20 protein-coding genes, 2 tRNA genes and 1 pseudogene are annotated in these 20353 nt (G+C 70.8%); 13 read left to right on the top strand and 10 right to left on the bottom strand.

Going from position 1 to position 20353, the window contains the following annotated elements; translation table 11 throughout:
* Positions 1 to 413: 413 nt before the first annotated feature.
* Positions 414 to 659 (top strand): hypothetical protein, encoded by a 246-nt coding sequence (locus tag ADL03_RS23380; protein ID WP_053735685.1) that lies wholly within the window; start codon positions 414 to 416, stop codon positions 657 to 659.
* Complete coding sequence (locus tag ADL03_RS23375) at positions 646 to 1125, top strand: DUF5130 family protein (protein WP_053735669.1); 480 nt, start codon at positions 646 to 648, stop codon at positions 1123 to 1125. Before ADL03_RS23380 ends, ADL03_RS23375 begins: the two co-directional genes overlap by 14 nt.
* A gap of 52 nt (positions 1126 to 1177) precedes the next feature.
* Here the strand turns inward: ADL03_RS23375 and ADL03_RS23370 are convergent, their stop codons facing one another.
* Together ADL03_RS23370 and pepN are read right to left on the bottom strand one after the other, a co-directional pair.
* Positions 1178 to 1834: a GNAT family N-acetyltransferase gene (locus tag ADL03_RS23370; RefSeq protein ID WP_053735668.1), complete on the bottom strand. Its 657-nt coding sequence runs from the start codon at positions 1832 to 1834 to the stop codon at positions 1178 to 1180.
* A gap of 82 nt (positions 1835 to 1916) precedes the next feature.
* Positions 1917 to 4493 (bottom strand): aminopeptidase N, encoded by a 2577-nt coding sequence (gene pepN / locus ADL03_RS23365; protein ID WP_053735667.1) that lies wholly within the window; start codon positions 4491 to 4493, stop codon positions 1917 to 1919.
* A 163-nt stretch (positions 4494 to 4656) separates the two neighbouring features.
* Here pepN and ADL03_RS23360 point away from each other — a divergent pair, with 163 nt between their 5' ends.
* The 5 genes from ADL03_RS23360 to ADL03_RS23340 all read left to right on the top strand — a co-directional run bounded on the left by ADL03_RS23360 (position 4657) and on the right by ADL03_RS23340 (position 10816).
* Positions 4657 to 5265, top strand: a complete 609-nt coding sequence (locus ADL03_RS23360) for a DsbA family protein (RefSeq protein ID WP_053735666.1) — start codon at positions 4657 to 4659, stop codon at positions 5263 to 5265.
* Between the two features lie 68 nt (positions 5266 to 5333).
* On the top strand, positions 5334 to 6179 hold the full coding sequence (locus tag ADL03_RS23355) for a DNA-3-methyladenine glycosylase (RefSeq protein ID WP_053735665.1): 846 nt from the start codon (positions 5334 to 5336) through the stop codon (positions 6177 to 6179).
* A 1231-nt stretch (positions 6180 to 7410) separates the two neighbouring features.
* Complete coding sequence (locus ADL03_RS23350; protein ID WP_053735664.1) at positions 7411 to 8763, top strand: aldehyde dehydrogenase family protein; 1353 nt, start codon at positions 7411 to 7413, stop codon at positions 8761 to 8763.
* A gap of 41 nt (positions 8764 to 8804) precedes the next feature.
* Entirely contained in the window at positions 8805 to 10019 is a 1215-nt protein-coding gene (locus tag ADL03_RS23345) for a GNAT family N-acetyltransferase (protein ID WP_053735663.1), read from the top strand.
* A 56-nt stretch (positions 10020 to 10075) separates the two neighbouring features.
* Positions 10076 to 10816 carry a hypothetical protein gene (locus ADL03_RS23340; protein ID WP_053735662.1) on the top strand — a complete coding sequence of 247 codons (741 nt, stop codon included), beginning with the start codon at positions 10076 to 10078 and terminating at the stop codon, positions 10814 to 10816.
* Between the two features lie 40 nt (positions 10817 to 10856).
* Here the strand turns inward: ADL03_RS23340 and ADL03_RS23335 are convergent, their stop codons facing one another.
* Positions 10857 to 11657, bottom strand: coding sequence for an Fpg/Nei family DNA glycosylase (locus ADL03_RS23335; RefSeq protein WP_053735661.1), 801 nt, complete (start codon positions 11655 to 11657; stop codon positions 10857 to 10859).
* Positions 11658 to 11660: 3 nt separating this feature from the next.
* Positions 11661 to 12119: a ribose-5-phosphate isomerase gene (locus ADL03_RS23330; protein WP_053735660.1), complete on the bottom strand. Its 459-nt coding sequence runs from the start codon at positions 12117 to 12119 to the stop codon at positions 11661 to 11663.
* Positions 12120 to 12145: 26 nt separating this feature from the next.
* Between ADL03_RS23330 and ADL03_RS23325 the strand changes: the two genes are divergently transcribed.
* Positions 12146 to 12811 carry a 2-phosphosulfolactate phosphatase gene (locus tag ADL03_RS23325; RefSeq protein ID WP_053735659.1) on the top strand — a complete coding sequence of 222 codons (666 nt, stop codon included), beginning with the start codon at positions 12146 to 12148 and terminating at the stop codon, positions 12809 to 12811.
* The gene (locus ADL03_RS23320) at positions 12808 to 13422 is read left to right on the top strand and encodes an MBL fold metallo-hydrolase (RefSeq protein ID WP_053735658.1); all 615 of its coding nucleotides are present in this window, start codon (positions 12808 to 12810) and stop codon (positions 13420 to 13422) included. Before ADL03_RS23325 ends, ADL03_RS23320 begins: the two co-directional genes overlap by 4 nt.
* On the opposite strand, the gene ADL03_RS23315 is transcribed toward ADL03_RS23320, so the two are convergent.
* The 3 genes from ADL03_RS23315 to ADL03_RS23305 all read right to left on the bottom strand — a co-directional run bounded on the left by ADL03_RS23315 (position 13403) and on the right by ADL03_RS23305 (position 14590).
* Positions 13403 to 13738, bottom strand: a complete 336-nt coding sequence (locus tag ADL03_RS23315) for a histidine triad nucleotide-binding protein (RefSeq protein WP_053735657.1) — start codon at positions 13736 to 13738, stop codon at positions 13403 to 13405. The genes ADL03_RS23320 and ADL03_RS23315 overlap by 20 nt on opposite strands.
* Before the next feature lie 232 nt (positions 13739 to 13970).
* Positions 13971 to 14306, bottom strand: a complete 336-nt coding sequence (locus ADL03_RS23310; RefSeq protein WP_053735656.1) for a VOC family protein — start codon at positions 14304 to 14306, stop codon at positions 13971 to 13973.
* A complete protein-coding gene (locus ADL03_RS23305; RefSeq protein ID WP_197288577.1) occupies positions 14303 to 14590 on the bottom strand; it encodes a helix-turn-helix domain-containing protein in 288 nt (95 codons plus the stop codon). Before ADL03_RS23305 ends, ADL03_RS23310 begins: the two co-directional genes overlap by 4 nt.
* 72 nt (positions 14591 to 14662) lie before the next feature.
* Here ADL03_RS23305 and ADL03_RS23300 point away from each other — a divergent pair, with 72 nt between their 5' ends.
* Positions 14663 to 15217, top strand: a complete 555-nt coding sequence (locus ADL03_RS23300; protein WP_053735654.1) for an NAD(P)-dependent oxidoreductase — start codon at positions 14663 to 14665, stop codon at positions 15215 to 15217.
* A gap of 51 nt (positions 15218 to 15268) precedes the next feature.
* On the opposite strand, the gene ADL03_RS23295 is transcribed toward ADL03_RS23300, so the two are convergent.
* A tRNA-Gly gene (locus ADL03_RS23295) sits at positions 15269 to 15339 on the bottom strand.
* A gap of 63 nt (positions 15340 to 15402) precedes the next feature.
* On the opposite strand from ADL03_RS23295, the gene ADL03_RS23290 reads away from it, so the two are divergent.
* Positions 15403 to 15476 (top strand) — tRNA-Pro (locus tag ADL03_RS23290).
* Between the two features lie 238 nt (positions 15477 to 15714).
* On the opposite strand, the pseudogene ADL03_RS49730 reads toward ADL03_RS23290, so the two are convergent.
* Positions 15715 to 16230 (bottom strand): annotated as a pseudogene (locus ADL03_RS49730) (alpha/beta hydrolase family protein); the annotation flags it as partial.
* A 110-nt stretch (positions 16231 to 16340) separates the two neighbouring features.
* Here ADL03_RS49730 and ADL03_RS23280 point away from each other — a divergent pair.
* Positions 16341 to 18095, top strand: a complete 1755-nt coding sequence (locus tag ADL03_RS23280; RefSeq protein ID WP_053735652.1) for a hypothetical protein — start codon at positions 16341 to 16343, stop codon at positions 18093 to 18095.
* A gap of 54 nt (positions 18096 to 18149) precedes the next feature.
* Here the strand turns inward: ADL03_RS23280 and ADL03_RS23275 are convergent, their stop codons facing one another.
* Complete coding sequence (locus ADL03_RS23275) at positions 18150 to 19118, bottom strand: ABC transporter substrate-binding protein (protein ID WP_197288576.1); 969 nt, start codon at positions 19116 to 19118, stop codon at positions 18150 to 18152.
* Positions 19119 to 19329: 211 nt separating this feature from the next.
* Here ADL03_RS23275 and ADL03_RS23270 point away from each other — a divergent pair, with 211 nt between their 5' ends.
* Positions 19330 to 20352, top strand: a complete 1023-nt coding sequence (locus ADL03_RS23270; RefSeq protein WP_231642158.1) for a glycine betaine/L-proline ABC transporter ATP-binding protein — start codon at positions 19330 to 19332, stop codon at positions 20350 to 20352.
* The last annotated feature ends 1 nt before the right edge of the window (position 20353 follow it).

Genomic DNA, 20353 nt, shown 5'->3' with positions numbered 1-20353 from the left:
CTCGCGCACCGTTGCGAACCGGCCCGAACGTGCCGAATCCGGGCTGGGTGCCGAGGCCGGTGATCGCCACGCGGGTGTCGTGCCGCTGGTGACCCCGCCTGTGGACGCGTGAATGGACGGCCGGGACCCCTGAGCCGATCGTCGGGTGGGGCGTTCGTCGGGTGTCGGGGTGACCGGAGTGCTCGCGCGGCGCGGTGGTCGTTCGGGTCCGCACGGTGCGGTCACTGGTAGTTGCCGCCGCAACCACTGCGGCGGTCTACTCCATCCAGGTCCTCCGGCGGCGCGAACCGGTGGTTCTCGGACGCGTGCGGTGCGTGGCCGCCGACGCTCTGCTACACGTCCCGCCGCGGCCGCGGCTCACCGCGTGGTGGCCCGGCCACTCGGGCGCGACCGAGTTCGGCTACCGTACCGCCGTGACCATCGTGGAGACCGTTCTCGTCTTCGCGCTGATCCCGCTGGCGATTTACGGCGTGATCACGCTGCTGACGGTGAGGCCAAAGGCCACCCGGATTCCCCGGTACCGGCCCGGCCAGGAGTGGGGCTACGCCCCGGTGTGGTGGAGCGCGAACCCGGCCGGGTTGAGCGCGGACCACCACGGTTCTGCCGAGTCCGCCGTGGCGGGTTCGACTGCCAAGGGAGGCGCTCGTGGCAACTGGTAAGGCCATCGAGGCCGTCGACCCGTCGACGTTGCCGCTCGGGGCGGTCGTGACCAACAGCGGTCGCGTCTCCGCGGCCAAGATGTACGAGCCGCACGCGCCCGAGCTGCCGTTCTCGGCGTCCCAGCTGGCGCAGCTCGACGAGGCCCTCACGCTGTCCAGCCGCACCACCGGGCTCGACTTCAGCGTGTACCTCGGCGAGCTGGGCGGCTCGTCCCGTGCGCGTGCCGAGGAGCTGCACGCGTCCACCGAGCGCCCCTCGCACCACGTGCTGGTGGCCGTCTCGCCCGGCGAGCGCGTCGTGGAGGTCGTGACCGGCGAGGAGTCGCACCGGCGGCTGGCCGACCGCGGCGCCAAGCTCGCGGTGATGAGCATGGTCGCGTCCTTCAAGGAGGGCGACCTCGCCGGCGGCCTGGTGTCCGGCCTGCGCATGCTGACCGACCAGGCGGGCCACGCGCCGCGTTCCTGACCTGAGCTCACCCGACAGCCCCCGGCCCCGCGGCCGGGGGCTTGTCGGCGTCTCAGAGGCGCATGCGCGCGGCCACCTCGTTCTGTGCCACGACGAGGGCGGAGATCCGCTCCCAGCCGAGGCTGCGGTACAGGTGCACGCCGTCGGCCGACGAGAACAGCAGCCCGGTCCGCGCCCCGTCCTGCACGGCCTCGCGCGCCAGCGTGCCCATGACGACGCTGCCCAGCCCGCGCCGCCGGTGCTCGGCCGAGGTCTCGATGCGGTGCGCCACCGCGTCCGTACCGACCACCGCCATCAGCCCGCTCGCCGCCGGCTCGCCGTCCGCGGCCAGCACCCGCACCTGGATGACCGGGTCGCGCGTCACCTCCACCGCGTACCCGGCCGGTGGACCGGGCTGCGGGTGGTCGTCGAGCGGGCGCCGCATGAAGGTCTCGTCCGGCCTGGCCACCCGCAGCCCGGCCCGTTCCAGCTCCCCGATCACCCCCGCCGGGTCGCCGGTGGGGACGCTGAGCCAGTCGGGCTGCCGGGTCGCGGCGACCAGTTCGGCCAGCGCGGCGACCTCGGTCTCGTCGGTGGCGAGCCACTCGAACCGCCGGTGCGGCCGGTTCACGTGCACGACCAGGTGGCCGTCGCGGTGCTCGGACGTCAGGCCCTCCGCCGCGATCCAGCCGCGGTGCCAGCGTTCGACGAGCGTGCCGATGTGGTTCATGGTTCCCCCTCGTTCTCCAAGGCCCCCGCACGCGGAAGCCCCGCACCGCGCGAACGGGGTGCGGGGCTTCCATAGGACCGTGTCAGGACCGGTCGAACTCCTGTGCCGCAAGGGCCCGCACGATTCCCGCGCGTCCCTCGGACACCAGGCGGCGCAGCGCCGGCGGGTGCTCGTCGGCCAGCCACGCGTCCGCCGCATCCACAGTGGACTTCGCGATCGACCACGCCGGGAACATGCCGACCACCATGGACTGCGCGCGTTCCGAGGAACGGCGGTCCCACACGCCCTTCACGTCCGCGAAGTAGCGCTCGACGTACGGTTCGAGCAGCTCCTTCTGGCTCGGGTGCGAGATGCCCGCGATGATCGCCTCGCTGACCGCGTTGGGCAGGTCGTCGTCGTTCGCGGCCCGCTCCCACGCCTCGTCCTTGGCGGCGGCCGTCGGGCGCAGCGCCCTGGTCGACTGGGCGCGGCGGTGGCCGGTGGAGGTGGGGTCGCGCTCCTCCTCGGCGGTGATCTCGGCCAGGTCGGCCCTGCCGTGCGCGACGAGGGCCTGCAGCAGCCGCCAGCGCAGGTCGGTGTCGACGTCGAGGCCCTCCAGGACCGCGGTGCCGTCGTACCAGCCGCGCAGCACGTCCAAAGTGGACTCGTCCAGCACCGACGAGGCGAGCGCGTTCACGAACGCCAGCTGGTGGTCGGAACCCGGCTCGGCCGACTGCGCGAGCTCCAGCGTCTTGGCCACGAACCGGCGCCAGCCCTCCGCACGCCACGCACCGTCCGCATAGGACGACAGCGCCGTCTGGGCCTGCAGCAGGAGCCGCTGCACGACACCGACCTCGGACTCGGCGTGCAGACCGCCGAGCACCAGGTTCACGAAGTCGCGGGCCTTGAGCTCGGCCTCGCGGGTCATCTCCCACGCGGCCGACCAGCACAGCGTCCGCGGCAGCGGCTCGGCGATGTCGGAGATGTGGTCGATCAGCCCCGCCAGCGAGTCCGGGTCCAGGCGCATCGTGCAGTACGTGAGGTCGTCGTCGTTGACCAGCACGATCTTGCCGCGGTGCACGCCGACCAGCTCCGGCACCTCGGTGCGCTCACCGGTGACGTCCAGCTCGTGGCGGTGCGTGCGGACCAGCTTGCCGCTGCCGTCGTCGTCGTAGACGCCGATCGCGATGCGGTGCGTGCGGTACTCGCCGGCACCGGGACGCGCGCCGCCCTGCAGCACCGCGAACTCGGTGAACTTGCCCGCGGCGTCGACGGTGAACTTGGGGCGCAACAGGTTCAGGCCGGTCGTCTCCAGCCACTGCGCGCTCCACCACGACAGGTCGCGGCCGGACGCCTCCTCCAGCGCGCCCAGCAGGTCCGCGAGCGTCGCGTTGCCCCACGCGTGCTTGCCGAAGTAGACCCGCAGGCCCGCCAGGAAGTTCTCCAGGCCGACGTACGCGACGAGCTGCTTCAGCACGGAAGCGCCCTTGGCGTAGGTGATGCCGTCGAAGTTGACCTCGACCGCCTGCAGGTCCGGGATGTCCGCGGCCACCGGGTGCGTCGAGGGCAGCTGGTCTTGCCGGTAGGCCCAGGACTTCTCGATCTTCGCGAACGTCGTCCACGCCTGGCGGTACTCGGTGGCCTCCGCCTGCGCGAGCACCGAGGCCCAGGTGGCGAACGACTCGTTCAGCCACAGGTCGTCCCACCAGCGCATGGTGACCAGGTCGCCGAACCACATGTGCGCCATCTCGTGCAGCACGGTCTCGGACCGGCGCTCGTAGAGGTAGCGGGTGACCCGGCTGCGGAAGACGTAGTCCTCCAGGAACGTGACGCAGCCCGCGTTCTCCATCGCGCCCGCGTTGAACTCCGGCACGAAGCACTGGTCGTACTTGCCGAACGGGTACACGACGCCGAACGCCTGGTGGAAGAACCCGAAGCCCTGCTTGGTCTCGGTGAACAGCCGCTCGTGGTCCATGTGCGGGGCCAGCGAGGCGCGGCAGTAGATGCCGAGCGGGATGGTGATGTCGCTGCCGTCGTCGCCGCGGCTCACGAACTCGTCGCGCCACTCCGCGTACGGACCGGCGACCAGCGCCACGATGTAGGTCGACATCGGCTTGGTGGTGGCGAACGTGTGCACCGCCGAGCCGCCCTCGCCGTCCTCGGTGGCGGTGATCTCGCCGTTCGAGATGACCTTCCAGTCGTGCGGCGCCGTCACCTTCATGGCGTACACGGACTTCAGGTCGGGCTGGTCGAAGCACGCGAACATGCGCTTGGCGTCCGCGGTCTCGAACTGCGAGTACAGGTACACGCCGCCGTCAACGGGGTCGACGAACCGGTGCAGGCCCTCGCCGGTGTTCATGTACCGGCAGTCGGCCTCGATCGTCAGCTCGTTCGTCTCCGCGAGGTCCGACAGCCTGATGCCGTCCTCCTCGCGGTAGTCGGAGACGTCGAGCTCCTCGCCGTTCAGCACGGCCCGGTGCACGGTCGCCGCCACGATGTCGATCCACGAGGAAGCACCCGGAGTCCGGCTGCGGAACACCACGGTGGTGGTGGAGCGGAACGTGTCCGAACCCGGCTTTCCGCCGCCGTCGGTCAGGTCCAGCTCGATCCGGTAGGACTCCACTTCCAGCAGCTCAGCACGTTCCTGAGCCTGGTCGCGGGTGAGGTTGGGCGCGGCCACTGGTCACCTCGTCTGCCGCGCGTGTGGTTACGCGCTGACGTCGTCGGGAATGGTTATGACTCCCGCATCCAATCACGGAACCGGCGCACGGGAAGAGATGACAGGGTGATCTGGTTGGGCTGATGGGGCGATAACCCCACCCACCGTCACTGAAGGGGCACGTATGGCCGACAAGGCGAAGGTCGACTTCTACTTCGATCCTCTTTGCCCGTTCGCCTGGATCACCTCCAGGTGGATCCTCGAAGTCCAGGAGGTCCGCGACATCGACCTCAGCTTCCACGTGATGAGCCTCGCCGTGCTGAACGAGGGCCGCGACCTGCCCGAGCAGTACCAGGAGCTCATGACCAAGGGCTGGGGCCCCGTCCGCGTGGCCATCGCCGCCGAGCAGAAGTTCGGCAACGAGGTGCTGCCCCGGCTCTACGCCGCCATGGGCACCCGCATTCACAACGAGGGCAACAAGGACTTCGACGACGTCATCAAGCTGGCGCTCGCCGACGCCGAGCTGCCCGCCGAGCTCGCCGAGGCCGCGCACTCGACCGAGTACGACGAGGAGCTGCGGGCGAGCCACCACCGCGGCATGGACCCGGTCGGCATGGACGTCGGCACCCCGACGATCCACATCGACGGTGTCGCGTTCTTCGGGCCCGTGCTCACCAAGATCCCGCGCGGCGAAGAGGCCGGACGGATCTTCGACGGCGCCCGCCTGCTCGCCGGATATCCGTACTTCTTCGAGCTGAAGCGCACTCGATCGGGTGATCTCGACTTCTCCTGAGCCGATTCGGGCCGTCCGGGGACATCGGCGGCGATTTCCTGTCAGGGGTCGCCGCTAACGTCCCCGACATGGCACACCACCGCATCGAAGTAGCAGTTCAGGGCCCCTGGTCGCTCGCGACGAGCCGGTCGTTCTGGGAGGGCTTCACGCCGTCCGCGTTGCCGCCGAGCGAGGGCGAGAGCCTGCACACGACGTTCCTGGTCGAAGGCGAGTGGCGCCGGGCTGAGGTCTCCGTGACCCAGCACGGCGCCACTGCCGTGTTGGAGGCGTCCGGCGAGGGTGACCTCGACCGGGCGGCGGCACAGGCGTGCCGTTTCTTGTCGCTGGACGTGGACGCGCGCGCCTGGCCGGACGTCGGCGCGCGGGACCCGGTGATCGCGTCCGCCCAGGCGTCCTTACCCGGCCTGCGGCCGTGCGGCTTCTACTCGCCGTACGAGGCCGCGGCCTGGGCGGTGCTGTCGCAGCGGGTGTCGATGGCGCAGGCGGCCAAGTTCAAGGCAGCCCTGCTGAGGGACGGCGTGTTCCCGCAGCCCATCGCCCTGCGCTCGCTGGACCTCGACCTGCCCGGCCGCAAACCCGAGTACCTGCGCGCGGTGGCCGAGGCCGCCCTGGACGGCCTGCTGGACGCGACCGCGTTGCGGTCGATGAAGCCGGCGGCCGCGGTGCTGGCCGTGCAGCAGGTGAAGGGCCTCGGCCCGTTCGCCGCCGAGCTGGTGGTGCTGCGCGGGGCGAACGCCCCCGACGCCGTGCCGCACAACGAGAGCCGCCTCGACGACGAGGTCCGCGAGCGCTATGGCCGGCCCCTGGCCGAGGTGTCCGAGGCGTGGCGTCCTTTCCGGACGTGGGCGGCGGTCCACCTGCGGGTGCTGCGCGAGCGGCGGATCGGGGGTGTGCTCGCGGCAGCGGGGAGTTGAGCGGCGAAATTTCGCTTCGCGGGTTGTAGGGCGCTAGGGCGTGTCGTGGGGTCGGTGGGCGTGTCGGGGGAGGGCTTGGCGGGGCGCGGATGCCTTGGCGGGTCCACTCATTGCTTCCGTGGCGTCCGCTCCTGTCTCGGTGGCTCCGGCAACGGCCCCAGCTTCGGCTTGGTGGCACTGGTCGGTCGGCTCACGGGTGATCGCAAAGTCGATCCGCAGCCGGCAACGGCCCCAGGCTTCGGCTTGGCGGCACTGGGCTGACGGCACGCGGCAGTCGGCACCGGACTCGGCGGCACTGGGCTGAGGGTTCACTGCACTCAGCACCGGACTGGTGGAGGCGGGCTCAGCGGCACCCGGTGCCGGGCTTCGTGGTGATGGGCCCAGCGCCACCCGCTGCGGGGCTTTGCGATGCCGGCCCGGCGGCACCCGTTGTCGGGCTTTGTGATGCCGGGCCCGGCGGCACCCGGTGCCGGGCTTTGTGGTGCTGGGCTTCGCGTCCAGCCCAGGTCCTCGCGTCTGATTTGCAGTGCTGGTTCCGGCTCCGCAGCTCCAAGCCGCTGCCCACTGCGCCCACCTCCGCAGTACCTGGCCTCCGTCCCCCCGCAGCCTTTCCGGCCTGGGCGCGGTCCCAGGTTGGTCCCGTCTTCGGCCCGCTCCTGATTCCGATTCCGCCTCGTCCCAGTCCTGGGCTGGCCCTGGCCTTGGGCGACTCCCGACTCCGGCTCGTCCCTGACCTCTGCGCCCGGCCACCGCCCCCTTGGTCCCGGCCGCTATCCCCGGCCGCCCCGCCTGCGGCTCCCCACCTGCGGCGCCCGCCCTCGGGGCCCCGCCCGCTACTCCCGCAGACCGCGCCCGCTACCCCCTTGGTCTCAGCCGCTATCCCCGGCCGCGCCCCTGCGGCTCTCCGCCTGCGGCTCTCCGCCTGCGGCTCTCCGCCTGCGGCTCTCCGCCCGCTGTCCCCGCAGACCGCACCCGCGGTCCCGGCTGCCTGCCTCGCGCACGTGGCCCCCGCCCGCCTGCCCCGACCTGCCTGCCCGGCCGCCTGCCCCAACCGCAGGTCCCGCGCCCGTGGCCCCCGGCCGCCTGCGCGACCAGCCTGCCCGGCCGCAGGCCCACCCTGCGGACCGCGCCAGCGGTCCTCGGCCGTCGCCCACATGACCGCCCCGACCGCGATGTGACACTCTGGGAGGTGTCAGCGCTGTAGGTGTCACATCCGCCTTGGAGGGCTCTCGTGATCGAGGTCGTCAACCCCGCCACCGAGGAAGTCATCGGCACGCTCGCCGAAGGCACCCCGGCCGATGTCGACGTGGCCGTTGCCGCGGCGGTCGAGGCGTTCCCGGCCTGGGCTCAAACCTCGGTCGAGGAGCGGGTGAAGGTCGTGCGCGCGATCGTCGACGGCCTGCGGGAGCGGGCGGGTGAGCTCGCGGCCACCATGACCCGCGAGATGGGTACGCCGCTGACCTTCAGCCAGAAGGTGCAGGTCGCGAACCCCATCGGCATCGCCGAGGGGGTTGCCGAGGTGCTGGAGGGCGGGTACTTCGCGCCGGAGGAGATCGGCAACTCGCTGGTCCTGCGCGAGCCGGTCGGGGTGGTCGCGGCGATCACGCCGTGGAACTTCCCGTTGCAGCAGATGGTGGCGAAGGTCGTGCCGGCGCTCGCCGCGGGCAACACCGTGGTGCTCAAGCCGAGCGAGCTCGCGCCGAAGACCGCGGACCTGCTCGCTGAGATCGTCACCGCCGTGGTGCCGCGGGGCGTGTTCGGGCTGGTGCACGGCACCGGGCCGGTGGTCGGGGAGGCGTTGGCGGCGCACCCGGACGTGGACATGGTGTCGTTCACCGGGTCCACGCGGGCGGGGCGGCGGGTGTTCGCCGTGGCCGCGGAGACGGTGAAGCGGGTCGCGCTGGAACTGGGTGGCAAGTCGGCCTGTGTCGTGCTCGACGACGCCGATCTCGGGCGGGCGGTGAAGATCGCGGTCGCGAACTCGTTCATGAACAACGGTCAGGCGTGCAGCGCGTGGACGCGGCTGCTGGTGCCGGCCGACCGGCACGACGAGGCGGTGCGGCTCGCGGCCGCGGCGGCGGGCAAGTACGCGCCGGGCGACCCGGCGGAGGCGGCCACCCGGATCGGGCCGGCCGTGTCCGCGGCCCAGCGCGATCGTGTGGTCGGGTACATCCGCAAGGGGATCGAGGAAGGTGCCCAGCTCGCTGCCGGTGGGACGGAGGCGCCGTTGCCGAAGGGGTTCTACGTGACGCCGACGGTGTTCGGGGGTGTCACGCCGGAGATGACCATCGCGCAGGAGGAGATCTTCGGGCCGGTGCTGTCCGTCATGCCGTACGTGGACGAGGACGACGCGGTGCGGATCGCGAACTCCACGATCTACGGGCTCGCGGGGGCCGTGTTCTCCGCCGACACCGACCGTGCGCTGGCCGTTGCTAAGCGCTTGCGCACGGGGCAGGTCGACATCAACGGCGGGGCGTTCAACACGAGCGCGCCGTTCGGCGGGTACCGGCAGTCGGGCAACGGGCGCGAGTTCGGGCGGTACGGGCTCGACGAGTTCTGCGAGATCAAGTCGATCCAGCGGTAATTGGGCTGCGAAACCGGTCATGGCGGCGTATCACTGCCGTCATGACCGACTCGACGCTGAGCATCAGGACCCTCGGCCGCGCCGACTCCGACGACTTCAGGACGGTCTTCGCCTGGGCGTTCCTCGCCGAGCCGCACGAGAGCGGTAACCGCTGGATGCGGGTGCTGGAGCCGGAGCGGACGCACGTCGTGTTCGACGGTGACGAGATGATCGGCACCGGCGGCGTGCTCAGCCGGGAGCTCACCGTCCCCGGCGGGGTGCTCGCACCGGCCGGCGCGGTGACCGTCGTGGGGGTCAAACCCGGTCATCGGCGCCGTGGTGTCGCGTCGCTGCTGATGAGGACGCAGCTCAACGACATGCACGAGGCGGGCGACTCCATCGCGATCCTCTGGGCGTCGGAAGGCTCGATCTACCGGCGGTTCGGCTACGGCGAGCTCGCGTCGGGCATGTCGATGCTGACGATGCCGACGCGGATGCCGTTCCACGCCGGTGTGCCCGTGAGCGATGCCAGGATCCGCCAGGTCACGCGGGACGAGGCGCTGCCGTTCATGCGTGAGGTCCACGACCGGGTGCGTCGCACGAGGGTCGGGTGGATCAGCCGGGTCGAGCAGACGTGGGACGTCCACCTCTCCGACGACGAGTCCGACCGCGGTGGCCTCACATCGTACCGCTATTGCCTGCACCCGCAGGGGTACGTGGTGTTCCGCGTGAAGCACGGGCGCAGCAGCAGCGGGCCGCAGAACGAGCTGCACGTGCGCGAGCTGGTGTGCGAGACCGAGCAGGCCTACGCGGACCTGTACCGGTTCCTGCTGGACCTCGACCTGGCCAGCGAGATCTCCTTCTTCACCGCCACCGACGACCCGATCGTGCACATGGTCGACAACCCGCGGAAGGTGCGGCGGGAGCTGTCCGACGCGTTGTGGCTGCGGATCGTCGACGTCGGCAAGGCGCTGTCGCTGCGCCGCTACCTGTCCGATGTGGACAGTGTGATCGCCGTCGAGGACGCCCTGTGCCCGTGGAACTCGGGCCGCTGGCGGCTCACCGCGAAGGGCGGCGAGGCGGTCGTGACGCGCACCGAGGACGCCGCGGACGTGTCACTCGACGTCGCCGCCCTCGGCAGTGCCTACCTCGGTGGCGTGCGGCTTTCCGTGCTCGCACGGGCGCACCGCGTGGTCGAGCACACGCCCGGTCATGTCGACGCGTTGACGGTTGCGTTCCTCAACACACACGAGCCGCATTGCCCGGAAGTGTTCTGACGGAACTCAAGGGAGCTATTGCTCGTTGACGGATTACCTGCTGTGGGAGGTAAACCGTGGGCACGATCGTGTGGGTCGTTGTGCTGGTGCTGCTGGTCGCCGGTGTGTTCTACCTGGTCAGCCAGAGCAACGCGCGCAAGGTGCGGGAGCTCGACGACGCCAAGGCGGAGGCACGCCGCTGGGTCGAGCGGCTGGGCGGGCAGGTGATGAGCCTCACCGGCGGCAACGCCGCGTCGACGCAGGCGCTGGCCGACGCGTCCGAGCGCTTCACCGCCGCCGGCTCGCAGATGGAACAGGCCCGCACGATTCCGCAGGCGCGGCTGGTCACCCAGACCGCGATGGAGGGCTTGCACTACGTCCGGGCCGCCCGTGAGGCCATGGGCATGGACCCCGGCCCCGCGCTGCCCGAGATCGCGGGCCAGAAGCAGGCCGGTGCCGTCAGCGAGGACCGCCAGGTCACCGTCGAGGGCCACGCCTACGCCGCCTCACCGCAGTCCGGCTCCGGCACGCCCTACTACTACCCCGGTGGCATGGTCGCGGGCCGCCCGGTGCCGCGGGGCTGGTACTCCGAGCCGTGGTGGAAGCCCGCCCTCGTCGCCGGCGCCTGGGGTGTCGGCACGTTCCTGCTGATGGACGCCATGTTCTCCGGCATGCACGGCATCGGCGACTACGGCATGGCCGACATGGGCATGGGCGGCGACATGGGCATGGGTGACATGGGCGACGTCGGCATGGGCGACCTGGGTGACACCGGCGGGTTCGACTTCGGTGACATGGGCGGCGGGTTCGACTTCTGACGAGGAGGTGCTCGGTGTCCGAGCACCTCCCGCAGTGGCCTCAGGCCTGGCAGACCGGGCACCAGAACAGGTTGCGCGCGGCCAGCTCCCTGGTCAGGACCTCGGTGCCGCAGAGGAAGCACGGCTCACCGGCACGGCGGTAGACGTACACCTCGCCGCCGTGCCGATCCACGCGCGGCGGCCGCTTCATCGCCCTGGGCATGTGCTCGGGGCGCACGGTGTTGATCTTGCCGACCTTCACGCCGTCCTTCATCAGCACGACCAGGTCGTTCCACAGCAGGTCCCACAGCTCGCGGCTGACCTCGGTACCGGTCAGCAGCGGGTTCACGTTGTGCCGGAACAGCACCTCGGCCCGGTACACGTTGCCGACGCCCGCGATGACCTTCTGGTCCATCAGCAGCACCGCGATCGACTGGCGGGACCGGGCGATCCGCTCGTAGGCCAGGTCCGGGAGGGCGTCTCGGCGCAACGGGTCGGGTCCGAGCCGGGCGCGGATGGCCTTCACCTCGGCGGCGTTGAGCACCTCGCACGCCGTCGGGCCGCGCAGGTCGGTCCAGTGCGTGGCGCCGGCCATCCGCATCCGCACCTGGCCCACCGGCGCGAGCACGGGCAGCGGCGCCTCGGTGAACGTGCCGTACAGGCCGAGGTGCACGTGCACCACCGCGTCCGGGCCGTAGACGTGGAACAGGTGCTTGCCGTGCGCCTCGGCGCGCACGAGCCTGCGTCCGTCCACAAGGGACGCCGCGAAGCGCCCCTGTGGACTGGAGACGGTGACCGGCGCGCCCGCGTACCGGCGCTGGTGCAGCCGCGCGAGGCGGTGCAGGGTGTGACCTTCCGGCATCGGCTATTCGGTCTTGCCGGAGTTCTCGTAGGCGCTGACCTGGTCGATGCGCCGCTGGTGCCGGGCGTCGCCGGAGAACGACGTGCGCAGGAACGCCGAGACGATCTCGGTCGCCTCCTCCGCGGTGTGCTGGCGGGCGCCGATGCCGACGAGCAGGGCGTCGTTGTGCTGGCGGGCGAGCTGCGCGGTGTCGACGTTCCACGCCAGCGCGGCGCGCGCACCCTTCACCTTGTTCGCGGCGATCTGCTCGCCGTTGCCGGAGCCGCCGATCACGACGCCGAGGCTGCCGGGGTCGGCCACGACCCGCTCGGCGGCGTCGACGCAGAACGACGGGTAGTCGTCGAGGGCGTCGTACTCGTGGGCACCGACGTCGACGACCTCGTAACCCTGCTCCTTGAGAGCCGTGGACAGGTGGGACTTCAGCTCGAAGCCCGCGTGGTCTGCTGCCAGATAAACGCGCACGTCACGAGTCTGACACGCTGGTGCCCATGTTCAGCCAGGAGGGGTACCGGCTGCGGCTGGAGTGGGGGCCGGAGGGGATCGAGGCGCTCAGGGCCTGTGACGTGCTCGTCGTCGTGGACGTGCTGTCGTTCACGACGTCGGTCGACCTGGTCGTCGGCAACGGGGGACAGGTCCGGCCGTCGCGCTGGCAGACCGCCTCGGGGCGGACGCTGCGACCAGCGTCACTCGTCGACGCCACAGGCGTGGTGGAGCTGCCGTCGCCGAACGGGTCGAACCTGTGCGCGCTCGCCGGGCAGACCGGGGCGCACGTGCTCGCCGCCTGCCTGCGCAACGCCGAGGCGGTCGCGCATTACGCTGCCGAGGTCGGGGAGACCATCGGGGTGGTCCCCGGTGGCGAACGGTGGGGGCTCGACATCTTGAACGCCGGACCACGCGAGTTCGGCCCGTTGCGGCCGTGCGTCGAGGACTACCTGGGGGCGGGCGCCGTGCTGGCGGCACTGCCCGGATCGGCCTCACCCGAGGCCCAGCTCGCGGCCACCGCGTTCCGCAACACCGACGTCGCGGCGGCCGTGCGGGAGTGCGGGTCGGGGCGAGAGCTGGTCGAGAACGGGCACGCCGCCGACGTGGACCTCGCGGTGCGGGTCAACGTCAGCACGGCCGTGCCGCGGCTCGTGGACGGGGTGCTGCGGTGATCGAGATCGCGGACGGCGTGTTCCTCCGCCGCCACAGCGCCGCCGACCTCGACCTCACCCTCGGCCTGATCACCGGATCGGGTGACTCGCTGCTGGTGGACTCCGGCATGGACCCGGCGCTGGCCGACGAGGTGCGGCCGTCGCGGATCGTGTTGACGCACAACCACTTCGACCACGTGCTCGCGACCGAGGCGTTCCTGCCGTGCGAGGTGTGGGCGCACGAGGACTGCGTGGTCGACGAGAGCCTGCTGGAAAGCCGGGCCAGGTACTACGACGACCCGTTCACCGGCACACTCATCGCGCCCACGCACACCTTCCGCGACAGCGTCACGCTCGACGTCGGCGGCCGCCGGGTCGACCTGCACCACTTCGGCCCGGCCCACTCCTCGCACGACGTGGTCGTGCACGTGCCGGACGCCGGCGTGGTGTTCGCGGGCGACCTCGTCGAGGAAGGCGCGGAGGCGAAGGCCGGGCCGGACGCGACGACGTCGAACTGGCGGCACGTCCTGGACCTGCTGCTGGAGCTCGACCCGCGCATCGTCGTGCCCGGCCACGGCAACCCGGTCGACGCGGCGTTCGTGCGGGCGATGGCTATCCCGGAGGCCAGCTGAGGCCGCGGCCGCCGAGCACGTGGCAGTGCACGTGGAAGACGGTCTGACCGCCGTCGCGGCCGGTGTTGAACACGAGCCGGTAGCCGGACTCGTCGACGCCCTCGGACTTCGCCACCTGGTGCGCGGTCGCGAGGACCTGCCCGGCGAGCAGCGGGTCGAGGTCGCCGACGGCCCCGTGGTGCTCCTTGGGGATCACCAGGACGTGCGTCGGCGCCTTGGGGTCGATGTCGCGGAACGCGAGCGTGGTGTCGGTCTCGGCCACCACGGTCGCCGGGATCTCGCCCGCGACGATGCGGCAGAACAGGCAATCGGTCACGCCGTGATGGTATTGGTCCCGATGGGTGCTGTTGTTCTGGCCGGGCAGCGGTCAATCATGGCGGGGTGAAGGGCGCCAAGCTCCTCGTCGTCGTGCGGTGCCTCATCAGTTTCGCGATCGGCCTGCTGCTCGCCGTCCTCGCGATCCGCTTCGGTGAGGCGCTCTGGCGGGCCTTCCAGTCCTAGTTCTCCGGTGGACGAACTGTCAGCAGCCGACTGTCAGCGTTGAACTGTCAGCGCACGAAGCAGAACTCGTTGCCCTCGGGATCGCGCATCACCTGGAAGCTGCCCTGCTCGTCGGTGTGCACCACGCCCTCGCGCGTGCCACCGAGGTTGACCGCCTTCACCACCGCGGCCTCGATGTCGTCGACCTCGAAGTCGAGGTGCAGCCGGTTCTTCACGTCCTTGCGCTCCGGCACCGGCTGGAACGACATCCGCGGCCCGCCAGGCGGTTCGACGTGCGCCCAGCCGTGCGCGCGCTCGACCGGCTCACCGCCGAGCAGCTCGGCCCAGAACCGCACGAGCCGCGCCGGCTCGTTGCTGTCGATGACGATCTGTTCCAGCCTCACGTCTCCACCAGGTTCTCTCGTGCCCACTCGCAGCACAGGTCCAGCAGCGCCAGCACCTTGCGGCCCTGCCCGGTCAGCTCGTACTCGACCCGCGGCGGGTTCTCGTCGAACGACTCCCGCGCCACCGTGCCGTCCCGCTCCATCGTCCGCAACGTCTCGCTGAGCACCTTGGCCGTGACCGGCGGCAGCCCGGCCCGCAGCTCGGTGAACCGCCGACGCCTGGGTGAGAGCGCGCGCAACACGTGCGCCGTCCACTTGTCACCGATGCGGTACGGCAGGCTCACGGTGTCGCATTCCACCTGGTCAACCCCGATATCGTTGCGGAAACCGGCAGTGTGCAGCCTACCTTCGCGGCCATGGCGAACATCGTTGTTTTCGGCGCGTCCGGCCAGGCCGGGCGCGAGGTCGTGGCGGTCGCGAAGGCACGCGGCCACGACGTGACGGGCGTCGGCCGCGACCCCGGCGTGCAGGCGGCGGCCGAGGTGGCGGCGGGCCACGACGTGGCGGTGAGCGCGGTCGCCGACCTCGCCCGCGACCCCGCTGAGTTCTACACCGAGGCCGCCACGGCCCTGGTGGCCTCCGGGGTGGGCCGGATCGTCGTCGTCGGCATCTACCCGCTGCTGGAGACCGCGCCGGGCGTGCGGGTGGTGGACGCGCCGGACTTCCCGGCGGAGCACCGGCCGTTCTGCCTGGGCCACGCGGCGGGCGTCGAGGTGCTGGCGCGGTCCACCGCGGACTGGGTCGTGCTGAGCCCGGCGGGCCTGTTCGGCGGCGAGGACCGGGGCGGCTACCGCATCGGCCCGCCCGACCCGGCTGACCAGCTCACCTACGGCGACTTCGCGCTGGCCGTCGTGGACGAGATCGAGCGCCCGAAGCACCACCGCACGCAGATCGGCATCGCCTCGATGTGAGTCACATCACGAGAAAGGGCCGAGTGCGGGTGCACTCGGCCCTTCGTCGAGAGCGGGCGACGGGAATCGAACCCGCGTAGCTAGTTTGGAAGACTAGGGCTCTACCATTGAGCTACGCCCGCTTGCCGCCCCTCTTCAGGGGCTGCGGTTAATACTTTAGCGGGTGGCGGTAAGCTGGGTGCAACCGGGGCGTGGCGCAGTTTGGTAGCGCACCCGCTTTGGGAGCGGGGGGTCGCAGGTTCAAATCCTGTCGCCCCGATTAGAGGCCCTGACCAGTCATTACGACCGGTCGGGGCCTTTCCCGTGAGGAGCACGGAGTGCGGTGACCACCCGCTCGGAGAAGTCACCCCCGCAGGTACCGGCTCGCCCACGCCGCCAGCACCTCCGCCACGTACGCGGCGTCCGCGCGGTGGGTCAGCAGGTGGTCGGCGCCGTCGAGCGAGACGAACGACTTCGGGTGCCGGGCGGCGTCGAACACGGTCCGGGCGTTGTCGATGCCGACGAGCTCGTCCTGCGGGGAGTGCATGACCAGCAGTGCGCGGCCGAGGCCCGCGATGCAGGCGGTCTGGTCCTGCCGGTTGATGTCGGCCAGGAAGTCGTCGCTGATGCGGAACGGCCGCCCGGCGAGCACCACCTCGGCGATGCCTCGGGTCTCGATCTCGGCTTTCGAGGAGCCGAGCAGGTGTTCCACGTGCGCGGTGTCGGCGGGGGGCGCCGATGGTGACGACGGCGCGGGCCTCGGGGATGCGGCGGGCCGCGGCGAGGACGGCGGCGCCGCCGAGTGAGTGTCCGATGAGGACGGTCGGGGCGCCGATCGTGTCGCGCAGGTGGTCGGCGGCGCACACCAGGTCGGCGACGGTGGAGGTGAAGGTGGTGTTGGCGAAGTCGCCGCCGGACTGGCCGAGGCCGGTGAAGTCGAAGCGCAGCACGGCGACGCCGCGGGCGGCGAGCTCGCGGGCGATGCGGGACGCGGCGACCGAGTCCTTGCCGCAGGTGAAGCAGTGGGCGAACACGGCGGTGGCGACCACCTGGCCCGCGGGCAGTTCGAGGCGGCCCGCGAGCAGGTCGCCACCGGCTCCGGTGAAGAGCGTTTTCTGGTTGTCCACGACACTAGTGTGCGTTCGTGCGCTATCAGTACCTCGACGCCCGGCTGCGGCAGGCCTTCGACGACGCCGGGCTCAGCCGGTGCCAGCGGGCGTTGCTGCAGGGGGTGTTGCGCGCGCTCGACCCGGACGCACACCTCGGTGAGCACGTCGCGGGGGTGAACAGCGCGGTGCTGGCGGTCATGCGGGCCCGGACCGCGCTGGCCGGTCACGCCGCCGAGGACCAGCCGCGGTGGAACCTGCTGCGCCGCGTCGTCACCACCTCGATCACCGTCCTGGACGCGGCCGCGCCCGCCTACGCGCACGCAGGGGCCACAGCGCTGGCCGAGGCACGGCAGGTGTTGCACGACGTGGACGCCGCCATCGCCGCCGACGGACAGCGGCTCGACCCGGCGGTCACGGCCGCGGCCGCCGCGAAGCTCGACCCCGCGGTGCTCACCGCGGCCGTCAAGGAGTGGCTCGGTCCACTGTGGAACGGGGTCGAGCTCCCGGTGCGCGCCAGGATGGTCGCCGAGCTCGCGGTCGTCACGGCCTGCCACGGGCGGGACGGGCGGCACCTGCGCACGGACCTGTTGCGGTTCCTCAAGAAACCGGACGACCTCGCGCAGGTGCTGTGGCCGCGGCCGCGCAGGCACGCGGTGGCGCTGGTCGTGCGCGGCGCGCGGGTGCTGCGGCACCTCGACGGGCTGCTGCCGGGGGCGCGGCAGGAGCCGTTGCACCGCAACAGGTTGCCGAGGGATGACTTCCTCAAGGACGTGGTCACCGGGTCGTCGGTGCTGGTCAGGATGCCGGTCACGGCCGCGGACGCGCACACCGCGGCGCTGCTCGGGCGGCGGGCGTTGAGCGAGGTGCTCGACCAGTACGCGGCGGGGGAGCGGCTGACCGAGCTCGACATCGCACCGGTGTGGCAGGTCAGCGGGCCCACCGGGCGGGTCACGCGCGGCACGGAGCACCAGCGCACGGTCGGCAACGCCTACCCGCTCACCGCGTACTGGCCGGGTGAGCTGCGCTCGGCGATGCGGGTGGCGAACCTGGCCCGCCAGGTCGACGCGCCGATGGCCAGCGCGGGACTCGCGTGGAGCGCGCTGGAGGCGACCGGGCTCGACCCGGGCAAGATCGCCTGGCTGGCCAAGGCGTGCGCGCTGCAGGTGTTGCGGCAGCACCTGGTCAGCCTGCACGTCGTCGTCACCGGCCACGACCGGGAGCTGCGCGCGCCCCTTGACGCGTGGGTGCCGACGACGGGCGTGAAGCACCACCTCAGATCCGTGGACGCGTGGCTGGAGGTGCTCGTCCGGCACAACCGGCCGGCCGGGCCGCTGAAGGCCGCGCAGGACGCCGTCATCGCGCTCGCCGCGAACGAGGGCGGCCTGGTGCAGGACCTCGTCGAGCTGTGGCGGGCCCGGCTCGCGGACGCGAACCTGCTCGCGGACTGGTTGCAGGAGCAGGAGGACACGGCCGCGGCGACGCTGGAATGGCTCTACGTCACGCGGAACCTCGCCTTCCACGCCGGCACGTTCGCCGCGCCCGGTGACGTGCTGACCGCACATGCCGGGCAGGCGCTGGCCGACCTGACGCTGGAGTTCCTCGGCAACTGGCGCACCAGGGAACGGCAGCGCGGCCAAGCCGAGACCCCGGCGCTCGACGTCTACCGCCGCCTCGCCCAGCGCAAGGACCAGCTGACCGCACGGCTCCGGCGCGCGGGGTCGGTGCGCCGGCTCAGCGTCGAGGACATCTCCGGCCCCGACGAGAAGTGGTGGTCGCGGGGCAACGGCTGAGGCGGGTCGCACGGGAGAGGGCTCCCCGACCGGGGAGCCCCACTTCACGCCGTTCTAGGGCTTGTCCTGGCTCAGCCAGTCCTCGACCCGGTCCGGGTTCGCCTCGATCCACCGCTTCGCCGCCTCTTCCGGCGCCATCTTGTACTTCGCGATGAACGACGCGACGGTGTTCTGCTCGTCGTTGTTCCACTGGAAGTTCTTGACCAGGCGGTACGCGGGCCCGCCCTTCTCGGCGAACCCCTTCGAGGCGATCTTGTCGAGGTCGTATCGCGGGTAGTCGCAGGCGACCTTGGCCGCGTCGACGTCGCAGCCGGCCGTGTTCGCCGGCAGGTCGATCTTCACCAGCTCGATGTCGAGGTGCAGCCACTGCGGCTCGAAGAAGTAGCCGACCAGCGGCGTCTTCTTCTCCTCGGCCTGGCGGAACGCCTTGATCAGGTTGAGCTCGCTCTCGGCGTAGACGACCTTGTAGTTGAGGTTCAGGTTCTTCACCAGCGCCTCGTCGTTGGTCACGTACGACGGGTCGCCGTCGAGCAGCTGGCCCTTGTCACCGGACTTGGCGGTCCTGAACCTGTCCGCGTACTTGTTCAGGTTCTGCCAGTTCGTGATGTCCGGGAACTCCTTCTTCATCCACGGCGGCACGTACCAGCCGATCACGCCCCTGTTGCCGGACGGGCCGACCCTGACCGCGGTGCGCTTCTCCTCGACGTACTTCTGCTTCAGGTCCTCGTGGCCCCAGTTCTCCAGGATCACGTCGACCTCGCCGTTGTCGAGGCCCTGCCAGGCGGTCTGCTCGTCCATCTCCTTCTTCTTGACCTTGCAGCCGAGACGGTGCTCGGCGAGGTACGCGATCACGGCCGCGTTCGCCTCGTAACCAACCCACGGGTTGACCGCGATGTTGATGCCGTCGCACGGCTCGGTCGGAGCGGTTGAGCTGGATCGCGGCGACGACGACGTCGATCCGCCACCACAACCGGCAATTGTCAACACGAGCGCCATTGCCAGAGCGATTCTCAGGCGTTGCACGGACTTCGCTCCTCTTGGGGGAACAGCGGTTCAGGAGACCGCTCAGTTCAGCTTTTCCGGTTCGATCTACGTCAGTCAAGTCATAGGATCATTGGTTGTCCACAATGGAGTAAATGCGTTTCTGCCCTTGACCGCACTCGTGTGAAGGTCGATGCTGTCGCGCATCGAGAAACGTTGTGCGCTGTCCGCAACAAGGTCGGAGTGGTGTGGCGTGGATCCCGTGATCTCGGTCAGGGACCTGTGGAAGGTGTTCGGTTCCAAGGCGTCCCAGGTCGTGGCCTCACCTGAGCTGAAATCGTTGTCGCGGTCGGAGTTGATGGACCGCACCGGTGCCGTCGCCGCCGTGCGCGGGGTGGGCTTCGACGTCGCTCCAGGAGAGATGTTCGTGGTCATGGGCCTGTCCGGCTCCGGCAAGTCCACTCTGGTCAGGTGCCTGACCCGGCTCGTGGAGCCGACGGCGGGCACGATCACGTTCGAGGGCGAGAACATTCTCGACGCGGACCAGAAACGGTTGCGCGACCTGCGGAGGAACAAGTTCTCCATGGTCTTCCAGCACTTCGGGCTGCTGCCGCACCGCTCCGTCGTGGACAACGTCGGTTACGGACTGGAAATCCGCGGGGTACCGCGCGCGAAACGTGCGCGGCGGTCGCAGGAAGTGATCGACCTCGTGGGTCTCACCGGGTACGAGAAGTCCTATCCGGACCAGCTCTCCGGCGGTATGCAACAGCGCGTCGGACTGGCTCGCGCATTGGCCGGTGATCCCGATGTGCTGTTCTTCGACGAACCGTTCTCGGCACTCGACCCGTTGATCCGCCGCGACATGCAGTCCGAGGTGATCAGGCTGCACCGCGAGGTCGGCAAGACGATGGTGTTCATCACCCACGACCTGAGCGAGGCGCTCAAGCTCGGCGACCGCATCCTCATCATGCGCGACGGCCAGGTGGTGCAGGTCGGCACCGGTGACGAGCTGGTCGGCGCGCCCGCGGACGACTACGTGCGCGACTTCGTGCGTGACGTGCCGCGCTCCCACGTGCTGACGTTGAAGTGGATCATGCGACCGCCGACGCCCGACGACGCGCTCGACGGTCCCGAGCTGGGCCCGGACACCGTGGTGCGCGAGGCGATCCGCAGCGTGCTCGGCGCGGACCGGCCGGTGAAGGTCGTGCGGGACGGCGAGCTGCTCGGTGTCGTGGCCGACGAGGAGATCCTCGGAGTCGTCGCCGGGGAGGCGTGAG

The sequence above is a fragment of the Nocardia sp. NRRL S-836 genome, assembly GCF_001279525.1.
GTDB lineage: Bacteria > Actinomycetota > Actinomycetes > Mycobacteriales > Pseudonocardiaceae > Lentzea.
This window is presented reverse-complemented; position numbering and strand designations above follow the sequence as displayed.

What these genes read in the sequence shown, in the direction of transcription:
- ADL03_RS23370 (WP_053735668.1), bottom strand. Translation starts at nt 1,834, where the DNA reads ATGAACCACATCGGCACGCTCGTCGAACGCTGGCACCGCGGCTGGATC.
- ADL03_RS23360 (WP_053735666.1), top strand. Translation starts at nt 4,657, where the DNA reads ATGGCCGACAAGGCGAAGGTCGACTTCTACTTCGATCCTCTTTGCCCG.
- ADL03_RS23355 (WP_053735665.1), top strand. Translation starts at nt 5,334, where the DNA reads ATGGCACACCACCGCATCGAAGTAGCAGTTCAGGGCCCCTGGTCGCTC.
- ADL03_RS23345 (WP_053735663.1), top strand. Translation starts at nt 8,805, where the DNA reads ATGACCGACTCGACGCTGAGCATCAGGACCCTCGGCCGCGCCGACTCC.
- ADL03_RS23335 (WP_053735661.1), bottom strand. Translation starts at nt 11,657, where the DNA reads ATGCCGGAAGGTCACACCCTGCACCGCCTCGCGCGGCTGCACCAGCGC.
- ADL03_RS23325 (WP_053735659.1), top strand. Translation starts at nt 12,146, where the DNA reads ATGTTCAGCCAGGAGGGGTACCGGCTGCGGCTGGAGTGGGGGCCGGAG.
- ADL03_RS23300 (WP_053735654.1), top strand. Translation starts at nt 14,663, where the DNA reads ATGGCGAACATCGTTGTTTTCGGCGCGTCCGGCCAGGCCGGGCGCGAG.